Source organism: Algibacter sp. YIN40 (assembly GCF_057219435.1).
Map to the genome: position 1 here is coordinate 321,122 of NZ_JBXVVC010000001.1, position 26,104 is coordinate 347,225.

Below are 26,104 nucleotides of genomic sequence, written 5' to 3' on the forward strand. Positions count from 1 at the left end.
ACTCATAGCCGAGACCGTTGTGCTTCATTATGACCAACCAATAACCAATGATAAAATTCTTTAGAAAAATACGACATGATCTTATGGAGAAAAATAAAACTGGAAAGTATTTTAAATATGCCATTGGAGAAATATTGCTTGTAGTTATTGGGATATTAATTGCGCTTCAAATTAATAATTGGAATGAAGAAAAAAAAGCAAGTCTTTTTCAACACAAAATACTCGTTGAATTGCATTCTTCGACTCTTAATAATATTCACGAACTGAATGAAGGGATAAGAATGAACGAAGAAGCTAAAAGATCGTGTGAGATTATATTAAATCATTTAGCAGATAACATAGAATATCAGGATTCATTGGACATTTCATTTAGTAAATCGTTGTTTTGGTATAAGTATGTCCCAGATGATAGTTCCTATGAATCAGTCAAAACATATGGACTTCATATTATAAAAAATGACAGTATTAGAAATTTAATACCTAAAGTAAATGAAAGTAAAGTAGATTGGATTCAGACCAGGGAAAAAAGAAATCATGATTTCTTTTATTTAACCATTCAACCAGTATCATTAGAATTATTTGAATCGACCACTGACTGGCAAAGGATGACACCAATGAATTATAATGATTTAAAAAACAATAAAAAATATCTGCACATCTTAAATTCTCTTGTAAATTACAGAATTGAAGATATTATTTGGTATAAAGAGTTATTAGTGGAAATGAAACATCTGGAAAAACTTTTACAATCTGAAATTAATAAAGGATTGTAAAAGTCAAAAGACTCGAAAATAAATAACGAAAGCACAACAACGTGTATAATTAATTGCTAGTTTGTGCCTACTTACGAAAATCTTCGCAGATTTTCTATTCGGTTTGAATTTGCTAAATTAGTTGCTGAAACACACAACTACTCATAGCCGAGACCGTTAGACTTAATCATCACCAATCCAAAACAAATTGAAAAAATCAACTAAAAATATTCTAATATGAGAAAAATATTATTTTTTATCTTATTCCAAGTAGTTATGTTACCAGCCTTTTCCCAGCATGATCATGGTGACCATTCAAAAGCAATAAATCACGTCATGGCCTGCAGAAGTGGCGTAAATTATATTGACAACCTTCCTGCTCCAGAACTCACTAATGGTGTTGGATCTTCAACATTAAAAATAAAAACTTCGTCAGAACTTGCACAAAAGTATTTTAGCCAAGGAGTTAGTCAATTACATTGCTTTTGGGACTTTGAGGCCTATAGATCATTTAAGGAAGCTATAAAGATTGATTCTACCGCAATTATGCCATATTGGGGTATTCTTCACACAATTTTATTTATTGATAATGAAGAGTTTGATGAAGAAAAAAAAATAGCCGTAGAAAAACTTAAGGTATTAAGTAAAAATGCAGAAGGACATGAAGCTCTTTATAGCAAAGGAATACTCGATTTTGTTGAAAAGAAAAATCCAGAAGGTTATTTGAAACAGTTAGAAAATATCGTTCATAAATACCCAGAAGATGTTGATGCAAAACTTTTTTTGGCCCTATTTAATATGTCTGGATACGATGAACATATGGATCCCCGAAAAGGGACCATTTATAGTGAATATTTGTTACGAGACCTTCTTATTTCTAATCCAGAGAATCATGGTGTTCATCATTATTGGATCCATCAAATGGAAAACTGCTGTCCTAAGGAGGCTTTAAGGAGCGCTGAAAAACTAGCAGATTTAGCTCCAGAATCAGGACACATTGTCCATATGCCTGGACACATCTATTATAAATTAGGTAATTACAAAAAAGCACATGATCAATTCATTAAAGCTATACAAGTAGACTCAACCTACATGGCCGATCAAAATATTAAGGAGATTGATAACTGGAATTATATACACAATCTTAATTATTTGTTAGCGAATTGTGCTCAAGATGGACGTTATAAAGAGGGTCTGCATTACGCAGAAAAGCTTGAAAAAATGGTTGCTGTTGCGGACAGAGTTGACATGCATCGAGGAGCTTACTTTTATCAAGGAATAATTACCCCTGCAATTATGGAAATGCGCTTTGGCTTTTGGGATAAAGCGGTTGAAAAATTTGATAAAATAGTGGATTTAGATTCAATATATGGAAGGCAAGCCATGGATTACAAAGCTGCGTTTTCTACTTTTTCTTCAGGAATGTCTGCTTTAAAAACTAAAGACATTTCTAATGCAAAATCAAAATTAGATCAACTGGATGCTTTGTTTTGGCGAAATTCACAACTAGAAAATGAAAAGGATAAAATCAATCAATTCCGATTGAAAACACTACTCGTCACTTCCATAGAACTAAAAGGAAATATTTTAATTGCCAAGGAAAAATATGATAAAGGAATAGAAGTCTTAAAAAAAGCTGTTGAAATGGAAAAAGATTTAGGTTATTCAGAACCTCCATATTACCCAAGACCGACCTTGTTAAGTTTAGCAGATGCATACACTAAAAAAGGTGATTATGAAAAAGCTGAATCTTGTTACGGAAAAATACTTGACAAACATCCAAATAGTTCTATGGCATATTGGGGACTAATGAAGATTTACAAAAAGATGAAAAAACAGGACAAATATGAAGGGATTAAATCAAAATTTGATAATGTAATTCAATATGGTGATAAAGACATCTTTAAATAGGATTAACGTAGTCATTTTTAAATCGAATATTAATAAATAAATCTAACAAAGTATATAATTTATAGCTAGTTCTAGCCTACTTACGGGTTTTATATACGGTTTGTATTTGCTAAATTAGTAGCAAAACACGCCACTAATCATACACGAACACGTTGTGTGTCATTGAACTAAAGCAGATTTACTGAAAACTGAATAGAGTAGGCCGAATTTTAAAACCAACTAAAATGAAAAAATCATTGTTCTTATTAACCTTTTTAATTTTTGCGTCTAAAGGTTTTTCTCAAAAGCTGAAAACTTTCTACATAAATTATAAGAGTGAAAAAACGTCAGAGTTAAACGCAAAATTTAAACGCACTGTTCAAAAGCAGAATGATATTTGGGTTGTCCAAGATTACTATCTAAATGATTCATTAAAAAGGAGTGGCAGTTTTAACGATAAAAAACTCACTCAAAAAATAGGTGAGTTTAAGCTCTATTATCCAAATGGAAAGCTGTCATCTGTTCTTGAATTTAAAAACAACAAGAAACACGGTCTTGAGAAAACTTATTATATAACAGGAAATATATCACGATTAGCACATTATAATATTGGAGAAGCTACAGGAAAATGGATTTGGTATAATGAAGATGGCAGTATCGAAAATGAATTAGATAATATTAATCCAATTATCCTTCATGATAATTACGCTCATGCGGAATATCCTGGAGGTAAAAAGAAACTAATGGAATATATTAAAAAAGTTGATTACGAATTACGAAAAGGAAACATGGTATATAATGGCAAAACAATTACGGCATTTCAAATTAACGAAGAAGGTAAAGTAACGGATGTTGATATCATTGTAAATGGTACTAAACAAATGGATTCGGCAATTATTAAGCATCTCTATAATATGCCCAAGTGGAGAGCCTTTAAAAAGAGTGGTAAATATGTTACTTCGAATTATGTTTTACCTATAGCATTTGGTCAACAGAATAAGACAATGTTAAGTGACAAAGTCATTGGTGAGGCTTTCTATAATAGTAGTATTAATGATTACAAAGAAGAGAAATTTGATAAAGCAGTTTTTAAACTTTTAAAGGCCATTAATTATAATCATATGCAGGCGAAATATTATTTTTTATTGGGCCATAGTAACTTTCAACTAAAAAAACAGGATTTTGCATGCGAAAACTGGACTATTGCTAATAGCCTTGATAGTGAAATATTAAAAAAAGAGATTAAGGATTTATGTAATTTAAAATAGTGCTAAATAAGTATTGACAGCTTTTGAAATTATGATTGATGATTTACAAAAGTCTATTTCAATAATTTATGCGGTATTTAATAAAAAACGCCACACAACACCGTATAAAATTAATTGCTTGGCGCTTGCCTACTTACGAAAATCTTCGCAGATTTTCTATTCGGTTTGTATTTGCTAAATTAGTTGCTGAAACACGCAACGAAATCATACACAAACACGTTAGCATTCATTTAAAAAACAGACATTGATGAAAAAAATACTTTTCATATTATTATTTATTACAAGTTCAATAATAACTGCTCAAAATGACGGCTGGCATATAAGCACGAATGAAAATTCAGATTATACTGGTATTGCTATTGCGAATGGTAGAATAGGAATGCTTAGCTCCTCAAAGCCTCTTCAAATACAGCACGTCGTTCTAAACAATGTCTATGATGTAGACCCTAACTTAAAAGTAAGTCAAATTCTTCATGGTATGAATTTTGGCAATCTTGATATGTATATTGATGGTGAAAAAATCACAGCTGATAATATCTCAAATTGGCAACAAACAATGGATATGAAAAGTGCTGCGTTAACTACAAGTTTTGATTTTAAAGACAAAACTAAAATTTCATGTACGGTTTATGCCCTTCGCAATTTACAGTATACTGGTTATATAGATATTAGTGTTCAGGCTACTAAAGAAATTGATGTAAAAGTTACTGGAAAAATAATAACACCTAAAGAGTATCAAACTCCAAAAAATTCATTTCAAATATTAAAAGATGTTGAAACCACAATGCCAATTTTGCAATCCGTTGCTAGAAGTCCATTTGAAAAACATCTTGTTAGTACATCTGGCACATTCATATGGCATAAAATAAATTCTTCTAGAGAACATGAACGACCAGAATTAACTCACAACCTTACATCAGACTATGAAAACTCTTTATCATTTGATTATAGTATTAAGAAAAATGAAAGTTTAGATTTTGCATGGACTGGTGCGCAATGCACTACCAAAGATTTTTCTGACCCAAAATCAGAATCGGAAAGAATGGTAATCTTCAATTTATTGAATTCAAAAGAAGTATTACTAGCTCAGCATAAAGCACAATGGAGTAAATTATGGGAAGGAGATATTATTATTGAAGGAGATTTACAATCGCAACAAGACGTTCGTTTAGCATTATATCATTTGTATGCTTTTGGTCGTGGAGATTCGGATTTAAGTATCGCACCAATGGGGCTCTCACTACAAACACCGTATAATGGTCATATCTTTTGGGATACCGAGCTTTGGATGTTTCCACCCTTATTAATGTTTAATCAAGATATTGCCCGCTCTTTAGTTAATTATCGTTCTGACAGACTTGAGCCTGCAAAAAAGAGAGCATTAAATTATGGTTACCAAGGTGCAATGTTTCCTTGGGAGAGTGACGATACTGGTGAGGAAGCCACGCCACCTTTTGCCCTTACTGGGCCTTTTGAACATCATATAACAGCAGACATAGCAATTGCATTTTGGAACTATTATCGTGTTACCCAAAATAAAAATTGGCTAACCCAAAAGGGCTATCCTTTAATGAAAGAAGTGGCAGATTTTTGGGTAAGCAGAGTTACTGAAAATAATGATGGTACTTACTCCATCAATAATGTTGTTGGGGCTAATGAATTTGCACCAAATGTAAATAATAACGCCTTTACCAATGGGGCTGCAATAACGGCTTTAAAATTTACTACCAAAGCGGCTATCGAAATTGGAGAAACGCCAAATCCACAGTGGCAATTGGTATCAGAAAAAATTAAAATCCTAAAACTTAAAGATGGTACTACTAAAGAACACGAAAATTATAATGGAGAAATCATTAAACAAGCAGATGTAAACTTACTTTCTTTTCCGCTCAATATAATAAATGACAAAGAGTCTATTCTTAAAGATTTAATATATTACGAGCCAAAGTTATCAAAAGATGGTCCTGCAATGGGTAAGTCAATTTTTTCAGTATTATATGCAAGGCAAAGTGATACAACTAATGCGTACCGCCTTTTTAAGGAAAGCTATGTGCCTAATCAGCAGGCTCCTTTTGGTGCCTTATCCGAGGTGGCAACTTCTAATTTTTCATATTTTGCAACGGGTGCAGGTGGAATGTTACAAAGTGTTCTCTTTGGTTTTGGTGGTTTAGATATCACGGATGAAGGAATTATTCAAAAAAATCCAATTCTTCCAAAAGAATGGAAATCCTTAACCATAAAAGGTGTTGGTATGGATAAAAAAACATACCGAATTGATAGATAAATTAACCGTTAAAAGCAGAAAAACGAAATGCCAACAAAGTATAAAATAATAGCTATTTAATTACTAAAACTATAGTAAGTAAATATAAAAAAGGTCTGTGTTTAATCGAAAAGTGAGTGTGTAAAAACCCGCTAATATTCTTATACTAGACCGTTGGCGGTCATTTAAGAATACGCAACAATTTAAAATCGAATTACAAATACTAATCGTGAAATTATGCTGACTGATATCATTCCGAAATTACCAATCCGTGATAAAAATGTTACCAGAGCATTTTATATAGATAAGTTGGGATTTAAAGAAATAGGCGATTATGAAGCGTATTTAATGGTTCGAAAAGATAAAATAGAAATTCATTTCTTTGAATTTAAAGAACTTAACCCTAAAGAAAATTACGGACAAGTTTATATAAGGACCAATGGCATCGACGATTTTTACCAAACATTATTAGACGATAATATAATAATACACCCAAATGGGAAATTGGAATCAAAACCTTGGGGACAAAAGGAATTCTCATTACTTGACCCAGATACTAACCTATTGACCTTTGGGCAAAGCATTTAAAAAAGTAAAAAACGAACCGCCAACAATGGCTATAAGTAATTGCAAGTACTCATTGCCGAGACCGTTGGCAGTAATTAGAAGAAAAACTCAAATGAACATTAGGAAAACAATATTAATAACATTAATTGGATTGACTTTCTTAAGTTGCTCACAGAATAAAAACGAAAACAACATTAAAAACGAAATAAATCAATTACGAGTCGAAAACGACAGTTTGAAAACTTTACTAAAACAGAAAAAAAATATTATGAAGAATCAAATGATTAGGTCATTAACTTTTCAAGATGGAAATGCTGAAAATGCAATGAATTTTTATATGGGAATATTTGAGAATTCTAAAATCATTAATGTTATTCGATGGGGAAATAATGCTCCTACAGATGAAGGTAAAATTATGCAAGCAACATTTGAGTTAGATGGTAATTTATTTATGTGTAGCGATAGCCCTCCTATTCACGATTGGAATTTTACTCCCTCAGTATCAAACTATATTGAGTGTGAAAATGAAATTGAAATAAACACACTATTTACAAAGCTATCTGAAAACGGACAAATTATGATGCCATTAAACAATTATGGTTTTAGCCAGATATTTGGATTTATAGAAGACCAATTTGGAGTTTCTTGGCAATTGAACTTGAAATAGAAAATATGAAAACAGCAACATTCCTAACATTCGTTGGTGACCAATGTGGAAAGGCTGAGGAAGCGATAAATTTTTATACTTCCATTTTTCCAAATTCGGAAATTAACAGCATTAAAAAATATTCAGAAGGAGAGGCAGGCGGAACACCTGAACTTATTAAATACGGTGTATTTACATTGAACGGAACTAAATACATGGTTTCTGAAAGTAGCTATAATCATGATTGGTCATTTAGTCCCGCTGTATCACTTTTTATAATTCACAATTCTAATGAGTTGATAAAAAAACTTTTTGATAATCTTTCCTCAAATGGTGGTCAGATAATGGTCCCACTTGATAACTATAAAGGTGAGGGAGATTATGGTTTTGGTAAGAAGTATGGATGGTGTGAAGACAAATATGGTATATCGTGGCAATTTGTACTTTCTGAATAACTAACTATAAGAAAACTATCGAAATATAAAATAACTACTGCCAACAACGTTTAGAATTAATGGCTAGTTCGGGCTGGCTTACGAAAATCCTAGCGGATTTTCTATTCGGTTTATACTTGCTAAATTAGTCACTTAATAAACACGCCACTAATCATACACAAAACCGTTATAGCCAATTAATACAGCTAAAGCATAAATATAATATGAAATATCAACACTTAATTCTACAAGCCAAAAAGATAAGATTCTTAATGATCCATATTGCGTTTCTTAGCCTCTGGAGTTGCTATCAAAATCCATCAGAACAATACAAAGTAAGTATTTACCAAACATCACAAGCTGGAGACAATCTAAATAAGATCAACACTAGTAAAATAGGCAAATTTTCAGATGAGTATAATATAATCAACATCGAGATGCTACCTGATAAAGAGTTTCAAGATTACATTGGCTTCGGAGCATCATTTACTGAATCATCTGCCTGGAATCTTGCAACGATTCCTGTCAACTCACGGAAGGAAGTATTGACCAAGTTATTTAGCCCAACCAAGGGTGCTGGTTTTAGCCTAACGCGCACGCATATTAATAGTAGCGATTATTCAAACGGTCATTACACCTACGTTGAAGAAGGAGATGAGAGCTTGGAAAGCTTCAGTATTTATGAAGATATGAAGGGTTTTACGGGTAATGAAAATGAACAGGTTCAAGGTGTCGAACTAATAGAGCCCGGATATGATATCATTCCGATGATTTTAGAAGCTTCAAAAATTCCGGAGGCAAACTTCAATATCATCGCTTCGCCTTGGAGCCCTCCCTCTTGGATGAAAACCGGTGAAACAGATATAATGACCAATGGCTCACTTATGCCAAAATATTATAGTCTATGGGCAAAGTACTTATCAAAATATGTAAGTGCATACAAAAAAGAGGGTATTACATTGTGGGGTATCACCCCTCAAAACGAGCCTTTACATGCACATGATGCTCGTTGGGAAAGCAATGGATTTACTCCTGAACAAGGGCGCGACTTCCTAAAATTCCACCTTGGCCCACAGCTTGTTAAGGATGGACATTTGAATCTCGATGATTTAGAAGATGGTTTACGCATAATAATATATGACCATAATAAATCAAACCTGATTGACTATGTTACTCCTACTTATTCAGATCCAGAAGCTGCAAAATATGCTTGGGGAACAGGTTTTCATTGGTATGCAAATTCCGAACTAGAAGAAAACAACTGGTTTAGAGAAGACCTAAATAAGCACACCCAGAAATGGCCTAATAAAGGAATGATTCATACTGAATCGAGCATTGATATTGATGCAAAAGATCCAATAGATCAATATTGGCGCGAAAGTACTGATTATGCTGGAACATTTGTGCCCTTCGACACTTATGTGAATGACATTATCACAGATTTAAATGCAGGTACCCAAGGGTACATCGAATGGTGTATGATCTTAAGTAATAATGGGGAACCTAACCCCTATGATAATTTTAACAGCGCCCCTGTGCTGATTAATCCTGAAACAGATGAAGTCATTTATACTCCACTCTATTATCTGTTAAGTCACTTTAGTAAGTTTATTCGACCCAATTCCAATAGAATTGGCACAAAAGGAGAACCTACTAAAGGAATTACTTATACAGCTGCGAAGAATAAAGATGGCTCCATTGTTCTTGTAATTTTCAATGAAAATGAGGAGCCGAATCAAGTGTCGATTACATTAGGGGCAGATACTTATTCTTCAAAAATTAACGAAAGATCGTTACAAACTATTCACTTTGAAAAAAAATAAAAGGCTATAACAAATTGTATAGTGTATACCCTTTGGGATACACACCATTCTTAAAACCGTTGGTATGTAATTGCCTGTGGCACGTAGAATCGCGTTTTGCAAACGCTTCCTTTCTACTAATTACATACCAACGTCCACTGTTAATTGCACCTCGCCAATTTAATTGTATATTTAGTCGAACCAACGAGAATTCAATAGGAAACTGTACACAACAGCGTATATAGCTAATGAGGAGCAATTATGGCACCCCGTGAGGCGCGCCTCACTTAGCTATACACAGTGGACGTTGTGCTTCATTATAACCAAAAACTAACCAATGATAAAATTCTTTAGGAAAATTAGACAAAACTTACTTATGGAAAACAAAACTGGAAAATACTTTAAATATGCTATTGGTGAAATTATTCTTGTAGTTATTGGAATTTTAATTGCTCTTCAGATTAATAACTGGAATGAAAACAGAAAAAATAATTCAAAAGTTAACACATATTTAAATAATATGATACAAGATTTGACTACCGACCAAGAAAGTCTGAATGAAATGTATAGTCAACATAGTTTTAAATTTTATTCTATGCAGTATCTATTAACTTTGGAAGGGTCAAATCCCTACGACCCAATTGGTGATAGGAAAGATAATATTCCACAATTTCAATCAGACAGCATTTGGGATGTAGAGATACCTAAACTTTATGATTTAGAATTCATTCGTCTAGCATTTAATCAAACCAATAGAGATTTTATCTATCCAATTGCAAAAACTACATTCGAAGAACTAAAAAGTTCAGGAATGTTCTCAAATATTAACCCAGATTTAACAAAGAAAATTTCTTTTTATAATGAATTATGGGAAGACTATTTTAACGGGAAAGTTGAATCACTAGCACTTGATTGGCAGGAATCATTAGCAGAAGATGGATATATTGCGGCTAACGCATACAAATTATCTGACCCAATGAGTTTAATAAAAGACAACCCTAAAAGAATAGGTTTAATGAATAGAATGACAAAAGAATCTGGTTGGACTTTACAAGCTATCAATAGATTGAAAATTGATAATGAAAAATTAATACAATTATTAGAAAAAGAAATAGCTGGCTTCTAAATATCACTGATTAAATTCTTTTTAATAAAATAACGAAAGCACAACAACGTATATAATTAATTGCTCTGGCAAAATGCTTATCTAGAAAATTCCTTCGGAATTTTCTCGCGTTTGTTTTTGTTTACTAAATTAGTTGCTTAAACACGCAACTAACTTTATACAAACACGTTGTGCAAAAACTGGAGAAAATGAGAAAAATTTTAACTATAACTACAATGATAATGGTATTTTTTTCCTGTGGTGAAGAAAACAAATCAACGCAAAATAAAATTGTTGCCGATATAGAAACATTTGAATTGACCAAAACCAGTAAAAATCAAAAACCCCAAGATGACAGCTACAAAAGATTTGTTGATACCGAGTATAGATATATTGATACTAGTGGAAAGAGTTTGATTATACAAAACAGTTTACCAAAAGGAGGACTGGAATATACTGACAATAATGGAGAAAACTTTGTTTATGCTATATTTTGGACTCTGATAATTAATGAAACAGATAATCCTTTTAAATTATCAATTGAATTTCCTGCAACTTCATTCCGCCGTCAGGATTCACCGGACAACTATTTCAAAATATTTGTTCCAAAAAAGAAAATTAACTTTAATAATTTATCGTTACTAAATTTTGGAATAGGAGATTTAGGTGCCATTTTAGATGATAAACTTCAGAAAGCATCTTCATTGCAAAGAACCATAAGCCCAAAAAATACGAGTTCCTTTTATGTTATAACCCTGTTTAATAAGGGCTTAGAAGGTCCGGTAAGAGCAGGTTTAAGCGCAAAAGAAGACAATTTATTTTATAGATTGAACCAAAATGAAATACATATTGGACAGGTAAACATTAAGAACTTGACATTAACGGAATAATTAAAAGCCAGCGCACAACAATGGCAATAATTTATTGTAGCATTAAGTTAAAATGAAAAATTGTAAATTTATCACGCCTGATTTCTATAGCGGAAAATCCTAACGGATTTATCTACAGCGAAACCATAGCTTGACCGTTGTGCAACATTACCAAAATCAAGTATAGTAATTAAAGAAAATGAGTTCGCAAGTTATTAGTAACTTACATACACTAACCAACAATCAACAAACATGAAAAACTTATTATTAATTCTAACATTAGTTTTCGTTTCTTCTTTTGTTAGCGCTCAATCATTTAGCTTAGAACATGACCATTCAACAATTCAAGTCGAAAATATAGATAAAAGCGTTGAGTACTATAAAGACATTTTACAGCTAAAGGAAGTAAATACACCTTGGCCTGACAATAAGATGATACGATTCTTTGAGATTGGAAACAACAATCATCTTCATATTGCACAGGTTGATGAATATGGTTCCGTGAAAATTAACAAGGTTCTTCATTTAGCATTTGCAGTAAAAGACTTCGATGGATTTATAAAATACTTAAATGATAAAGGAGTAAATTTTTCAAATTTTGCTGGAGAGAGTCACAAAATCCAAAAAAGAAAAGATGGAGTGAGGCAGATTTATATTATAGATCCTGACGGTTATTGGATTGAGATAAATGATGCGAAACATTAATCTGGTTTGACAGAAAGCTAATACATCAACAATTAGGATTAAGAATGAATCGTGAAATGATCGACATAAATGATTATACCATATTATTGGAAGAAGCTTGTTCTGATAATAATTTAATAGATTCATGTTTTTTTGACGAACCAGTAATAGCTATCGCCTTTTATGGTGCAGGTGATGTTAGCCTTAAAGTAAAATTTGATGAAAACATAAAAGAGTTTCGTCATACCAAGGGCATGATTTTATCATTTTACGCTGATGACAAAGTGGAGTTTGAACATCATGTCTCAAGATTAAAATCTCTTCAATGCCTGGTGATAGCGACAACTATTAGAAACATAGACAAATTACCAAATGGAGAAGGTCAGTTTTTAGAAAAATTTTTACATCAGTTAGTACACCCAAAAAATCATTATGTTGAAGGTCCTGTATTTAATATGAGCCCAGAAATGTTTCTATTAGTGGAACAATTCTTTAGTAATACTTACGAGGGCGAGATTAAAATGATGTTCTACAAAAGCCATATCACAGCTTTACTTTCTCATTATTTTGGACAATTGGCAAAACAACAATACTCAAAACTTAATATTTCGCAACTAAAAAAAATTAATCTAGCCCAAGAAATTTTGTTATCCGATTTAGAGAATCCACCTTCCTTAACAGAATTAGCCAATAGAATTGGAATCAACACCAATAAGCTTAAAATAGAATTCAAAGCGCAGTTTGGTGTTCCTGTTTTCAAATACTTACAAAACGAACGATTAAAGAAAGCTTACAATTTAATAAAGAACGAACGAAAAACTATTCAAGAAGCTGCTTGGGCTGTGGGTTATGATAGTTTAGGTTCTTTTTCAAACGCTTTTGAAAAAAAGTTTGGTTATAGACCTAGCCAAGCATAAAATTCTTTTCGAATAAATCATAATTCTTTCTGAATAAGTCGCTGGCTTGAATCTGCTATAGATTTGTATCATAATTCAAAAACCAAAGATTATGATTAGTAAAAATTTATTTAGCATTGCATGCGCCATATTGGTTTGGATTTTAGGTGTTAGCTTTTACCTCTTATCATTTTATGCCCCCATTTTAGAAAATCCTGAACTACAATCTAATGTCGCATTAGCTTTAGGTATAATACCTAGCGCATGTTTAGGAACATATTTGTTCTATACAAAAAGTTACATAAAACCATCTGCTTTGGCACTTACGTTTTTATTAGTGGCTACCATATTAGATGCATTGATAACGGTTCCTGTATTTATAATACCTTACGGTGGTAGCTATTCGAAATTCTTTGGAGACCCTATGTTTTATACTATTGCGGTTGAGTTCTACTTCATTGTATTGTATTTCGGAACTCATTTAACAAAAAAAATAAAAGCATGAAAACAGCTTTTATTTTTATAACGGTTTTATTGAATGCGCTTTCTATAGGTTTTTTCTTCGCCTGGTCTGTTTCGGTCATTTTGGGAACACAAAAAGTAGGTCATTTAACGTATTTGGAAACAATGCAAAACATTAATAGAGAAATCTTGAATCCGGTGTTCTTCATCGTGTTCTTTGGAAGCCTAATTGGATTGGTGATAACTATTTATTTACAGTTCAACAACAAAACTGTATTTGTTTTAGTGTTGGCATCAACAATCATATATCTAATTGGCACTTTTGGAGTTACAGCATTTGGAAATGTCCCCTTAAACAATGAACTAGAAGCATTAAATATTACCAAACTTAACTTAATAGAGCTAAAGGATTTTAGAACCTATTATGAAAGTGCTTGGAATCATTTCCATGGTATAAGAACCGTTTCAAGCATGGTTTCATTCATTCTATTACTTACATCATTATTTATTCAAAAAACATTTTAAAACAATTCATTATGAAAACAAACATTTTAGTTATCGGAGGAACAGGGAAAACTGGTCGCCGCGTAGTCGAGCAATTACAAAACAATGGAATTGAGCCAAGAATTGGTTCAAGAAATTCATCACCAAGCTTTGATTGGGACAATAAAGATACTTGGGTAGATGCCTTAAACGGCATCGAAAAAATGTATGTTACTTTTTATCCTGACCTTGCGGTTCCTGGAGCTAAAGAAGCCATAGAGAGTTTAACTTATTTAGCTATAGAATTAGGGGTAAAAAAAATGGTTTTACTTTCTGGAAAAGGTGAAACTGAAGCTGAAGCCTGCGAAAAAATTGTTATGGATTCAAGCATAAATTACACAATTGTTCGAGCCTCATGGTTTAACCAAAATTGGAGCGAAAGTTTCTTTTTAGACCCTATTCTTTCTGGAGAAGTGGCATTACCAATGTCTGATGTTTTAATACCATTTGTAGATGTAAATGATATTGCAGAAGTAGCAGCAACTGTATTATTAGATGATACTTATAATGGTAAAATTATTGAGGTAACTGGTCCAGAATTAATCACGTTTAAAGATATTGTGAATATCATTTCAAGGACTAGTAAAAGAAATTTGAATTTTTATGATATCACACTAGAGCAGTATACAGATGGCATGAAACAAATGCAAATACCTAATGATGTAGTGTGGTTAATTGAGTATTTATTTAGTCATGTTTTAACCAATCCAAAAAATCAACTGGTAGTTAATGATATTGAACGAGTTTTAGGCAGAAAAGCAAAACCATTTATGGAATATGCTAAAGAAACAGCTAAAACTGGTATTTGGAATCAGGTAAGCGTTACATAACTATTGCCAACAACGTGTATAGCGAATGAGTCGCAATTATGGCTTCCAGTGAGTAGCGCCTCGCTTCACCATACACAGTGGGTAAACGAACAAAAATCCCTACAACTCATAACGAATTCTAAAAGTAACAAAACGTGGTTGTATAAACGTTTCTGAGTTTAGTACAGAAATATTATTCGCACTGTTTCTCGCCCTAGAATCTATATCTAAAAGGTTAGTTGCTTTTATTTCGTATTCCCATTTAGCATCTCTGTTTTTTCTATACGCAAGCGACGCATCCCAAGTTTCGAAGGTCTGTTCTGGTTGCGAACCACCATCTTGATTGGTGTAGGTATACTCTGTTTTAAAAGTTAACGATTTCCAGATGTAGGCATCAAAATCTATAGACGGTGCCTTAGTAACAAACTTTGTAGAGCTTGTACCTTGGTTATTATCTGAAACACTATAACGATATCTTAGTCTAACATTTGGTGCTTCTCTAAAATTGGTGCGCAATTCTGGTCTGTAACTTTGCGTAAAGCGTTCATTTAAAGACTGACGTCCTTGTACAAACTGATTAATCTTACTGTAATTAAAGTTAGCCGAGAGGCCTGCTCTTAGTTTACCAAAAGTACGTTGCACACGCCCGTTTGCTGAGACACTTTCGTCTGCAAAATCGGAATTAAAAAAAGTGCCTGTACGAATTACATTTTCAAAATCTGTTAAGCTTCGTATTTGATCTATATTCTTATTGTAAGATACACGCGCAAATACATTTGTATAGTTAAACAAATTAAAACTACTATAAAACAAACTCACATTATGTGACAAGGCATTTTGTAATTCAGGCTCTCCAAATTGAATACTATTAAAGTTGTTAAATACTAATCCCTCTGCTAAACGTGTAACATCGGTAAATTGATTTTGCATGTTATATCGAAGGGTTAAACTTTCGCTCTTTTTAAATTGAAGGCGCGTTTCAAAATCTGGTAAAAACCTAAAGAAATTGTCTTTATATGTTTCTCCAAACTGGCTGTTTTTATTTGAGTAAGCATGAACAGAAAACCCAGGAGTAAAAGTAAATATACCTGCTTTTAAGGTATAATGAAGCCCTAAATAAATATCGCTAAAGTTATAATCTGTATCGTTAGTGGCACGTCCATCATTAAAGTTTGGTGTTGGATTGAATTGCGAACCGTTTTCTAAAAACTGAAACATATTTGAATTAAATTCTTGGCTGCTTAAAATAGTACCAAGCGTAAAATTGATATTACTTTTGGCATTTAGAATATTATAATAATCAAGTTTCGCATCCAACTGGTTTGACTTTATCAATCTGTTCTGTCCTAAATCGTAATTATTTAAAGATGTATTAAAGCCAATAGCGTCTGCTGTATTATCAAAAGCATCTTCATTATCGGGGTTGTTTACTAATAGTGCATTATAGAACGGATCTTCGTTTTTTATAAGATGCTGTGCTTCAAAAGCAAAAATATTATTTTCGTCAAGGGTATAGTAATAATTTAAATTCTGATTAATACTAAACGGGGTAACCTCATCTAACTGATTGGTATTACCAACAACCGAAGAAAACAAATTTTGAGTTTGCACATCTTTTGAAAACCGACCAAGCACATCATAATCCATCTGGTTATTTAAATTAGGCTTATAGGCCGTACTTAACTTTAATAACCCTTGATTTGATCGTTCCTTGCTACTTTGCTCTGTTGCCTCATCTGGAATTCCTAAATCGGCGTCAGTGTATTGCACAAAACTTATTTCTTTGGATAGTATGCGACTGCTATTATAAATTGCAAATCCGCTGATGTCTAAAGCCTTGTTTGGAGAATAACTAAAATTGGAAGCTGCGAGTTTATTCTCTATTTCTAAAGCATTATTTTGATTGGCTAGGAAATTAAGACCATTATCGCCTAAATTTATAGCTGTTCCGCTACTTCTGCTAGGTGCTCTAAAACCACCACCAAAGCCTCGAATGTCGCGACGCGATAGAGCTAATTCGCCTATATTATTTAAATCACCTATAAAATTTAGACTAAATTTAGGGCTATAATAAAATAGTTTAGGTTGTGCCAGATACAATTCACTATCAGGCGAAGCGCCTCCTCCAGCAGTTATATTACCAAACCAAAAGTTTTCTTTTCCTTCTTTAAGCTTAATGTTTAAGGCGATATTATCTTGGTTATTAGTTACTCCACTTAACTGACTAACTTCGGAGTAATTCCTTAACACCTGTACTTTATCTACGGCATTAGACGGAATATTTTTAGTTGCTAATTTGGTGTCACCATCAAAAAAATCTTTCCCATTTACCATGAGCTTATTAACCACTTTACCTTCTACTTCTACCTGTCCATCATCATTTATTTCTATTCCTGGTAGTTTTTCTAAAACATCTTCAAGTTTGCGTTCTGTACCATTTTTGAAAGAATCAGCATTGTAAATTAAGGTATCACCTTTTACGGTTACTGGCATTTCATAAGTAAGTTCGATAGCATCTAATACATTATCTGTAGTCATTGAAATGTCTTTTGTCAAATCTACTTCTTGAGTAGAAATTGTTTCAGAATAGGTTTTCATGCCTATATAACTCACTTGCAAACTATAAGTGCTATTTTTAGCTAAAGCCAATTTATACTTACCGGCATCGTTTGTAATTCCATAAGACTCTAGAGCCTTTGTTTCTTGATTAATGGCAATTACATTGGCTAATTCAAGAGGCGCTCCAATACTGTCTTTAACGACACCTTGTAGCTTTACTTGAGACATAGATATATTAGCGACGCAAAGTAGCGCTACAAAAATTAGTTTTTTCATGATTTTGGTTAATCGATTTTTTTGATTGATAAAAAGTTCAAATTATCCTCTTCGGCGACCGCCTCTTCTACCTCTATTCTCTCTAAACTCCTTCATTTTTTTGGTAATAATTTCTTTGTATTCTTTTTTTGTAACAGCATTACCTTTTTCTAAGATTTTTATTTTTGTTTTTTCTTCCGGGTTCATAACCACCTTATTACATAATATGACTGTATTTCCAACATTCACTTCTAGAATAAGTCCAGGAAGTCCCCAATAATCTCCAGGCCCTTGGCTAACCGGAATCATTGGTGTATACCATACAACAATTTCTTCCATTTTAACAACCTCTTCTTTTGGTATTTCTAGAGCGTTTTTAGTGGTTTTAGTTTCTGAAGAATCAGGTTTCTTTTCAAGTTGATTTCTAACTTCTTCCCACGAAAAGTTCCACCAAGAAACATCAAAAGTCGATCGTTCACAGGTAGCTTTAAAGCAAGTATATTGTCCTATTTGTTTTGTTTCACTTCCCATCTTCCAATTCAGAGACTGTAAACTATCCTTTACCAAAAACTTCTTTCCATAAAATTCTTGCTCTTGTAAAAAAGTATTATTCTTTATGTTCTTATATTGAATACCTGGCATAAAATTCTTTCCCCATGAGTCTGTAGCTCCAGAAATAGCATCCAGTTTTTCATCTTCCTTGTACATCGATTCTTCTCTGTTAAACGTTAGAATATAGGTCTTCTCCAACCTGTTTTGAAGACGTGCAGCTATTTGTTTTTTTTGCTCTTCACTCATTTTTGCTCCAAAACGCCCCAACTCCATTGGTGTTTTTGAAAAGTAATATGCTTTTCCTTGAAAATCTTGAGCTTGAATTGAAACTGTAACAAATAAGAATAACCAGCTAATCGAAATTTTTTTGATGTATACTTTCATTTTGAGTATCTAAATAATTTTGTTTAACAAATATAGTAATTTATTAAACAATATTTTTTTGTGTTTAAAAAACATCCTTTAGACACCAATACTAGGCTTTAGTTTAACGGGCTTTTGTTAATTATTAGTTAAAAATTATCCACCAATACGGATCATAACGCGCTCACCATCTTCGTGACCGCCTCTTCTTGATTGGAATTGTTCCATCATTTCCTTAGATTTTTTATCGCTAATCTCGTCAAACTCTTTTTGCGTAACTTCTTTACCCTTTTTAGGCTCGACAATAGAAATTTCTTCTTTTGGATTAAGTACAATTTTTGAGCAAACAAGCGTTAAATCGCCATCATTAACCTCCAAAATTAATCCTGGCAATCCAAAATAATTTCCTGGACCATTGTTTACAGGTATTTGAGGCGTATACCAAACCGTTGTTGTTCTAGGCTTAGTTTCTTTTGTTAATTCACCTTTTTCATTTATGGTTTGTGTAGTATACTCATCTTTAAACTCAGCCTTAAAACACGTGTAATCACCAATAAATTTCGTTTCATTTAAAAGCTCCCATTTTCTGTTTTCTAGACTATCTTTTATTAAAAACACCTTTCCAAATATTTCATTTTTATTAGTGTATCTATCCTCTTTTATGTTCTTATACATAATGTCTGAACCTTGGGAAACCTTTATTTGAATCCCAGATTGAATAGGATTTGGCGCATCCAACTTTTCTTCCTGTTTGTAAATAGATTCATTTTTGTTAAAGGTAAGCGTGTATTCTTGTTGAAACTGTTTTCGCAATTGTGCTTGAATTTGTTCCTGCATTTCGGAGTTCATGTTCTCATCATCCATTTTTAAATCCACCTTGCGATGCGACTTATAGGTAGCGATACCTTGAAAATCTTGAGCAGTTAAACTCGTTATGGTAAATAAGATAAACACGTAGACATAATTAAACTTCATAACTGTATTCGTTTTTTGATTAATGAGCTACAAATATGAAAAGTAAATTAAATTATTATAGTTAATGAGTGTTAACGTGTGTTAACCAATTCGTTTTATAGCTATTTAACATTTACTTTTGAACTAATGAACGACAAGAAATATACCTGGCTTTTATATCTTATAGTAACTACCATAGTTTTAACTATTGCGGTTCAAGCTTATTGGAATTATAAAAACTATTTGCTGAATAAACAATATTTCACTAATCAGGTTCAGGTTAGTTTAGACAATGCTCTCGACACCTATTATGCAGATCTTGCAGAATCTAATGAAATGACTATTATTGAATCGGATAGTATTTATATTAATAAAGAACCGCATACGATTAATCCCGATTCTATCCTAAAAAATATAGAACTTGAATATAAAAACATCCATGATAATGGCATTTCTGGCTTCACCGAATTAAACGATTCCAATAGTGGTTTTACCTTCAAGAAAGGCCAAGAGCATATCTCAAAAATAAAAGTTGTTAGAGGTAAAAAAGCGTCTGATAGTATTAAGCTTTTAAAAGGTATCACGTCCATTTTTATTTCCATAAAAAATGATAGTTTAGATTTCTCCAAATTAAATCCTTTAGTAGATAAAGAGCTAAAAAGAAAACAACTAGACATTCCTTTTGCATTAAAACATTTTAAAGATGATAGCCTTTTTAATTCAATTAATGTACAAAAAGTAGATTCCAGCTATTTAAAAGCAGAATCAAAATCTACATTCTTAAAATATAATGAAACACTAATAATTGCATACCCAAATGCAACAAGTATTATTTTAAAACAGGGGTTAGTGAGCATTCTAATTTCGACATTACTTGTATTTGCAATTGTAGGATGCTTACTCTATTTACTTAAGATTATCCAGAAACAGAAGCAACTTGCCGAAGTAAAAAATGATTTGATTAGTAACATTACCCATGAATTTAAAACGCCTATTGCTACTATTGGAGTCGCTTTAGAGAGCATTAAAAACTTTAATGTTATTGATAATAAAGAAAAAACTAAGTCCTATTTAGATATGTCTAGCAATCAACTGTCAAAACTAAATGTGATGGTTGAAAAACTTTTAGAAACAGCCACTTTAGATAGTGATAATTTAGAATTAAAGAGAGAGGCATATGCTATTAATGAAATACTAGAGGCCATTGTTGCAAAACATAAAATACAATGCGAAAACAAAACCATAAATTTTTTAGGTTCGTCTGAAAATGTAGTTGCCAATGTAGACTCTTTTCATTTTGAAAATGCTATTAATAATATTTTAGATAATGCAATTAAATATGGTGGGGATCTTATTAATATAGAATTATCGCAAGGTGCAAAAGATTTTTATGTTTCAATTTCGGATAACGGAAACACTATTAAAAAAGCTAATACGGATAAAATTTTTGAAAAGTTTTATCGGATTCCAAAAGGAAATACACATGATGTAAAAGGTTTTGGAATTGGTTTATATTACACCAAAAAGATAATTGAAAAACATAATGGCACAATTAATCTCGATTTGAGTAAAAATTTAACAACGTTTAAAATAACGCTCCCAAATGACTAAGCTAACTAAGATACTTTTAGCTGAAGACGAACCAGCATTAGGACAAATAATTAAGGAAAGTCTTGAAACACGAAACTTTAGTGTTATACTTTGCGCCAACGGCGATATTGCTTTATCGAAATATCAAACTGAAAAACCAGAACTATTAGTTCTAGATGTTATGATGCCAAAAAAAGATGGCTTTACGTTGGCAAAGGAAATTCGTGAAACAGATGATTCCATTCCAATCATCTTTCTTACTGCCAAATCACAAACTCAGGATGTAGTTGAAGGATTTACTATTGGTGGCAACGATTATTTGAAAAAACCTTTTAGTATGGAAGAGTTAATTGTTAGAATTAATAATTTACTTCATAGAACAAGGGAACAAAAACAAGTTGACACCATTAATTTTAGCAAGTATACTTTTAATTTCCCTAAACAAACCCTTCAATATAAAAATGAGGCCATAGTGCAACTCACGCATAGAGAAGCGCATTTATTGTTTCATCTTATAAAAAATAAAAATCAAGTTTTAGATCGCTCTTTAATTCTTAATAAGCTTTGGGGTAACGACGATTTTTTTAATGCACGAAGTATGGATGTTTTTATTACCAAACTCAGAAAAAAGTTAAAACAAGATAAAGAAATTGAAATTATTAACGTTCGTGGTTTTGGCTATAAACTAATTTGTTGAAAGTGGTTTGATTTTTGTACTTTTCAAGCTACGATGAAATATATTCAATACATTATTTTCTTCCTCTCAGTTACAATAGTCGCTCAAGAATCTATTGTAACTACTTTGATTAAAAAAACAGACCTCAATGTTGAATCTCTTATTGCAATTGATAATTTTGGAACAACTTATTACGAAAACAATAATGTATTTTATAAAAAAGATGCTAGTAAGACCATTACCTACAACAATCTACAATTAGGTGAATTATTATCAGCAAATGCCTTTAACCCCTTAAAAATTAATTTATTCTACAGAGATTTTAATTCAATAATTATACTCGATAATCGCTTAGCAGAAATATTTAAAATTGATTTTAACGCTATCCAACCATACAAAAACGTATCTCACATTACTACGGGTTACGATAACACTCTTTGGATCTTTAATATAGATAATCAACAATTAGAACTTTATGATTATAAGAGTAATACAACGCGCGCTCAAAGCTTACCTATTCAAAGTGAAGTACTAGATTTAAAAAGCAATTACAACTATTGCTGGGTGCTTACTAAAGATTCTATTTATAAATATAATTACTTTGGAAGTCTGGTTTCAAAAATTAAGAATGATGGTTACACAGCTATTACCGAAAACAATGGATACGTTTTTTTGAAGAAGGAAAACATCCTTTTTAGACTGCAAAAAGAATCAAAAAACATGATGCCAATTAATATATCAAATTTGTTGATAAATCAGTTTTTTGTAACCAATGAAACCTTGTATATTTACGATTCCAAAACTCTCTTTGAGTACCAAATAAAAATCAATTAAAAACTATGCACATTGCTATTGCCGGAAATATTGGCGCTGGAAAAACAACGCTCACTAAATTACTTGCAAAACACTATAAATGGGAAGCACAACTTGAAGATGTTGTAGACAATCCGTACTTAGACGATTTTTACAATCAAATGGAACGTTGGAGTTTTAATCTGCAAGTATATTTCTTAAATAGCAGATTTCGGCAAGTGTTACAAATCCGTGAGAGTGGAAAAGACATTATTCAAGACAGGACCATTTATGAAGATGCCCATATTTTTGCCCCTAATTTACATGCTATGGGTTTAATGACAAATCGTGATTTCGAAAACTACCGATCACTTTTCGATTTAATGGAATCTTTAGTTAAAGGACCAGATGTTTTAATTTATCTGCGAAGCTCTATTCCTAATTTGGTATCTCAAATTCATAAACGTGGTCGTGATTACGAAAATTCTATAAGCATCGATTACCTTAGTCGATTAAACGAACGTTATGAAGCTTGGATTCATGGTTATGACAAAGGCAAACTTCTAATTATTGATGTTGACAAACTTGATTTTGTTGATAATCCAGAAGATTTAGGCAACATTATAAATACCATTGATGCCGAAATCAATGGGTTGTTTTAAAGCATTTAATACTTTTTTAGATTTTAAAAAATCAATAAACTTACCAGTTTAACACCATTTACAACATTTAACATTTCTTTAATAGGGGTTATTATTATTTAACGACTCATTAGTACATATCACAATATCTTTATTTATACTTTTGTTTAATAAATTTATGTGTGGTTATTAAGACGTTATTGGGAGTACTAAAAAAATCTTCCATAAATAATTCAACCTATGAAAAATATCATTCTTGTTCTTGTACTTATTTCATTTTCTATCGGAAATTCACAAATTTTGGATCCCGTTAAATGGCTAACTTCTGTTGAAAAAGTTTCAGATACCAAGTTTAATTTAATAACTAAAGCTTCGATAGAAACTGGTTGGCATTTATATTCGCAAAATGTGCCAGACGATGGACCAATTCCAACAACCTTTACTTATAATTATGAAGAAGATACCATTAAAATTATTGGAAACACATCTGAAGAAGAAGGACATACTGTGGATGATCCTGTTTTTAATATGAAAATTAAGTTTTTTGAAAATAGTGCTGTTTTTGTACAAACCATAGAAATTTCAGGAAATGTAAATACCGTAAATGGGACTGTGGAATTCATGGTTTGTGATGATACTAGATGCTTACCGCCTACCGAAATTGATTTAGTTTTTAATATCCCCAATGAATCGAAAGACAATAGATTTAACTCCGATGAAAACACCTTTAGCTTAAACGAAAATACAGATGGGATTTTAAAGCCCGTTACTTGGAATTATAAGTTCAATAAAACTTCCTATGAAGAATACGAATTAATATTTACTGCAGATATAGACGAAAACTGGGCTATTTATTCACAACATTTAAGCATTGAAGGACCAAACACAATCTTTGATTTTGAGGAAAACGCAAACATCGAATTAATCGGTAAAACTATTGAAAACGACAAAAACAAAGTAACTAAAAAAGAACCATTATTTGATAATGTTGAGCTTAGTAAGTTTTATAAACAAGCTGTTTTTACTCAGAAAATTAAAATTAAAAAACCTAACACCTCTATTAAAGGAAGTATCTCGTATGTTACCTGCGATGACGAACAATGTGTATTTCCTCCTAGTGAATCCTTTCAATTTGTTTTTAGCGAACAAGGCTTAAAAATACTTACCGAAGGCATAAACAAAGACTCATCCATTGACAATAGTGATGTTAACCTGTCCTTGTATGGTATGTCACCTGAGGAATTGCAAAAATCAAGTGTTAGCTGTGAAAGTCAAGCAAGTAATAATGTGGCAGATATAAAAGAAGGAGGAAAATCGTTATGGAGTATTTTTGCTTTAGGATTTTTAGGAGGTTTATTAGCCTTACTTACACCATGTGTATTTCCTATGATTCCTTTAACAGTATCATTTTTTACAAAAAAAAATGGACAAAGCAAAGGTTCTGGAATATCCAAAGCACTTTTATATGGTTTCTTCATATTTGCAGTATACGTCATATTAAGTGTTCCTTTTCATTTGTTAGACTCTGTAAACCCAGATATTCTGAATGAAATATCAACCAACGTTTGGCTGAATATTATATTCTTTGTCATTTTTGTGTTTTTTGCTTTTTCATTCTTTGGTTATTATGAGTTAACTCTACCATCTAGTTGGACCAATAAAACAACACAAGGAGAACATGCTGGCGGTCTTATTGGTATCTTTTTTATGGCATTAACTCTTGCTATTGTATCTTTTTCATGCACTGGCCCTATTCTTGGATCCTTACTTGCAGGTTCTTTAACAGCCGATGGAGGCGCATGGCAACTTACAGCGGGCATGGCTGGATTTGGTGTTTCTTTAGGGCTCCCTTTTGCACTATTTGCAATGTTCCCTAACATGATGAATGCCTTACCAAAATCAGGAGGTTGGCTAAATACAACAAAAGTTATTTTAGGCTTTTTAGAGTTAGCATTAGCATTTAAGTTTTTGTCCAATGCCGATCTAGTAGACCATTGGGGGATATTAAAAATTGAGCCATTCTTAATACTTTGGGTTATTATTTTTGGTAGTTTAGCACTGTATTTATTTGGAAAAATAAAATTTCCGCACGATTCACCAATAAAAAAATTATCCTTTTCAAGAATTGCTGGAGGTATTCTAGTTGCATCCTTTACAATATATTTAGTGTCTGGTTTTAGAGTGAATAAAGAGAGGAATACATTTACTTCGTTATCTTTACTAAGTGGTTTAGCGCCACCTGTAGGATATAGTTTCATATATCCACAGGATTGCCCTAATAATTTAGAATGCTTTAAAGACTTAAAAACAGGTATAGCCTACGCAACAAAAGTAAATAAGCCCATCATGTTAGATTTTACAGGTTATGCCTGTGTAAATTGCAGAAAAATGGAAGAACACGTATGGTCCATTAAAAAAATAGACAATTATTTAAGAGACGATTATGTGTTAATTTCACTATATGTAGATGATAAAAAAGATTTACCAATCGAGCAGCAGGTAAAAGTAAATCGCGTTAATGGTGGCACAAGAGAACTTGAAAGTTATGGACATAAATGGGCTAATTTCCAAACGCAGTTTTTTAAAACCAACTCCCAGCCTTACTATGTTTTATTGAGTCCCGACGGAAAAGAAGTTTTAAACACGCCTGTTGCTTATACACCAGATGAGGATGAATATGAAGAATTCCTAAAATGTGGTTTAGAGGTTTTTAACAACCAAAAGTAGTGACA

At 32.2% G+C, this 26,104-nt stretch carries 23 protein-coding genes; 20 read left to right on the top strand and 3 right to left on the bottom strand.

The features are described 5' to 3' along the window. Positions 1-83: 83 nt before the first annotated feature. The 15 genes from AC2D6V_RS01565 (at position 84) to AC2D6V_RS01635 (ending at position 15,011) form a co-directional block, all read left to right on the top strand. Complete coding sequence (locus AC2D6V_RS01565) at positions 84-773, top strand: DUF6090 family protein (RefSeq protein ID WP_484646282.1); 690 nt, start codon at positions 84-86, stop codon at positions 771-773. Positions 774-989: 216 nt separating this feature from the next. After that, on the top strand, positions 990-2,663 hold the full coding sequence (locus AC2D6V_RS01570) for a tetratricopeptide repeat protein (protein ID WP_484646283.1): 1,674 nt from the start codon (positions 990-992) through the stop codon (positions 2,661-2,663). Positions 2,664-2,887: 224 nt separating this feature from the next. Further along, positions 2,888-3,910: a hypothetical protein gene (locus AC2D6V_RS01575; RefSeq protein WP_484646284.1), complete on the top strand. Its 1,023-nt coding sequence runs from the start codon at positions 2,888-2,890 to the stop codon at positions 3,908-3,910. A 247-nt stretch (positions 3,911-4,157) separates the two neighbouring features. Then, on the top strand, positions 4,158-6,194 hold the full coding sequence (locus AC2D6V_RS01580) for a kojibiose hydrolase (protein WP_484646285.1): 2,037 nt from the start codon (positions 4,158-4,160) through the stop codon (positions 6,192-6,194). 192 nt (positions 6,195-6,386) lie between these two features. After that, positions 6,387-6,761, top strand: a complete 375-nt coding sequence (locus tag AC2D6V_RS01585; protein ID WP_484647502.1) for a bleomycin resistance protein — start codon at positions 6,387-6,389, stop codon at positions 6,759-6,761. 247 nt (positions 6,762-7,008) lie between these two features. Next, on the top strand, positions 7,009-7,407 hold the full coding sequence (locus tag AC2D6V_RS01590; protein ID WP_484646286.1) for a VOC family protein: 399 nt from the start codon (positions 7,009-7,011) through the stop codon (positions 7,405-7,407). A 5-nt stretch (positions 7,408-7,412) separates the two neighbouring features. After that, positions 7,413-7,841: a VOC family protein gene (locus tag AC2D6V_RS01595; RefSeq protein WP_484646287.1), complete on the top strand. Its 429-nt coding sequence runs from the start codon at positions 7,413-7,415 to the stop codon at positions 7,839-7,841. A gap of 416 nt (positions 7,842-8,257) precedes the next feature. Continuing rightward, on the top strand, positions 8,258-9,643 hold the full coding sequence (locus AC2D6V_RS01600; RefSeq protein ID WP_484647503.1) for a glycoside hydrolase family 30 protein: 1,386 nt from the start codon (positions 8,258-8,260) through the stop codon (positions 9,641-9,643). Positions 9,644-9,998: 355 nt separating this feature from the next. After that, positions 9,999-10,748 carry a DUF6090 family protein gene (locus AC2D6V_RS01605; RefSeq protein ID WP_484646288.1) on the top strand — a complete coding sequence of 250 codons (750 nt, stop codon included), beginning with the start codon at positions 9,999-10,001 and terminating at the stop codon, positions 10,746-10,748. Between the two features lie 188 nt (positions 10,749-10,936). Beyond that, positions 10,937-11,617 (top strand): hypothetical protein, encoded by a 681-nt coding sequence (locus AC2D6V_RS01610; RefSeq protein ID WP_484646289.1) that lies wholly within the window; start codon positions 10,937-10,939, stop codon positions 11,615-11,617. 231 nt (positions 11,618-11,848) lie between these two features. Then, positions 11,849-12,301 carry a VOC family protein gene (locus tag AC2D6V_RS01615; RefSeq protein WP_484646290.1) on the top strand — a complete coding sequence of 151 codons (453 nt, stop codon included), beginning with the start codon at positions 11,849-11,851 and terminating at the stop codon, positions 12,299-12,301. Positions 12,302-12,345: 44 nt separating this feature from the next. Next, the gene (locus AC2D6V_RS01620) at positions 12,346-13,197 is read left to right on the top strand and encodes a helix-turn-helix domain-containing protein (protein ID WP_484646291.1); all 852 of its coding nucleotides are present in this window, start codon (positions 12,346-12,348) and stop codon (positions 13,195-13,197) included. A 91-nt stretch (positions 13,198-13,288) separates the two neighbouring features. Then, positions 13,289-13,681 carry a hypothetical protein gene (locus AC2D6V_RS01625; protein WP_484646292.1) on the top strand — a complete coding sequence of 131 codons (393 nt, stop codon included), beginning with the start codon at positions 13,289-13,291 and terminating at the stop codon, positions 13,679-13,681. Next, positions 13,678-14,163, top strand: a complete 486-nt coding sequence (locus tag AC2D6V_RS01630) for an anthrone oxygenase family protein (protein WP_484646293.1) — start codon at positions 13,678-13,680, stop codon at positions 14,161-14,163. Before AC2D6V_RS01625 ends, AC2D6V_RS01630 begins: the two co-directional genes overlap by 4 nt. Positions 14,164-14,174: 11 nt before the next feature. Beyond that, entirely contained in the window at positions 14,175-15,011 is an 837-nt protein-coding gene (locus AC2D6V_RS01635) for an SDR family oxidoreductase (protein ID WP_484646294.1), read from the top strand. Between the two features lie 99 nt (positions 15,012-15,110). Here the strand turns inward: AC2D6V_RS01635 and AC2D6V_RS01640 are convergent, their stop codons facing one another. From AC2D6V_RS01640 to AC2D6V_RS01650, 3 genes are all read right to left on the bottom strand, one after another. Further along, entirely contained in the window at positions 15,111-17,825 is a 2,715-nt protein-coding gene (locus AC2D6V_RS01640; RefSeq protein WP_484646295.1) for a carboxypeptidase regulatory-like domain-containing protein, read from the bottom strand. 42 nt (positions 17,826-17,867) lie between these two features. Next, positions 17,868-18,740: a GLPGLI family protein gene (locus AC2D6V_RS01645; RefSeq protein WP_484646296.1), complete on the bottom strand. Its 873-nt coding sequence runs from the start codon at positions 18,738-18,740 to the stop codon at positions 17,868-17,870. Between the two features lie 135 nt (positions 18,741-18,875). Continuing rightward, positions 18,876-19,694, bottom strand: coding sequence for a GLPGLI family protein (locus AC2D6V_RS01650; RefSeq protein WP_484646297.1), 819 nt, complete (start codon positions 19,692-19,694; stop codon positions 18,876-18,878). A 126-nt stretch (positions 19,695-19,820) separates the two neighbouring features. Here AC2D6V_RS01650 and AC2D6V_RS01655 point away from each other — a divergent pair, with 126 nt between their 5' ends. The 5 genes from AC2D6V_RS01655 (at position 19,821) to AC2D6V_RS01675 (ending at position 26,099) form a co-directional block, all read left to right on the top strand. Then, entirely contained in the window at positions 19,821-21,284 is a 1,464-nt protein-coding gene (locus AC2D6V_RS01655) for a sensor histidine kinase (RefSeq protein WP_484646298.1), read from the top strand. Next, positions 21,277-21,960: a response regulator transcription factor gene (locus AC2D6V_RS01660; protein WP_484646299.1), complete on the top strand. Its 684-nt coding sequence runs from the start codon at positions 21,277-21,279 to the stop codon at positions 21,958-21,960. Before AC2D6V_RS01655 ends, AC2D6V_RS01660 begins: the two co-directional genes overlap by 8 nt. A gap of 33 nt (positions 21,961-21,993) precedes the next feature. Further along, a complete protein-coding gene (locus AC2D6V_RS01665) occupies positions 21,994-22,773 on the top strand; it encodes a hypothetical protein (protein WP_484646300.1) in 780 nt (259 codons plus the stop codon). A 5-nt stretch (positions 22,774-22,778) separates the two neighbouring features. After that, positions 22,779-23,393 (top strand): deoxynucleoside kinase, encoded by a 615-nt coding sequence (locus AC2D6V_RS01670; RefSeq protein WP_484646301.1) that lies wholly within the window; start codon positions 22,779-22,781, stop codon positions 23,391-23,393. Between the two features lie 219 nt (positions 23,394-23,612). Next, entirely contained in the window at positions 23,613-26,099 is a 2,487-nt protein-coding gene (locus AC2D6V_RS01675) for a protein-disulfide reductase DsbD family protein (RefSeq protein ID WP_484646302.1), read from the top strand. The last annotated feature ends 5 nt before the right edge of the window (positions 26,100-26,104 follow it).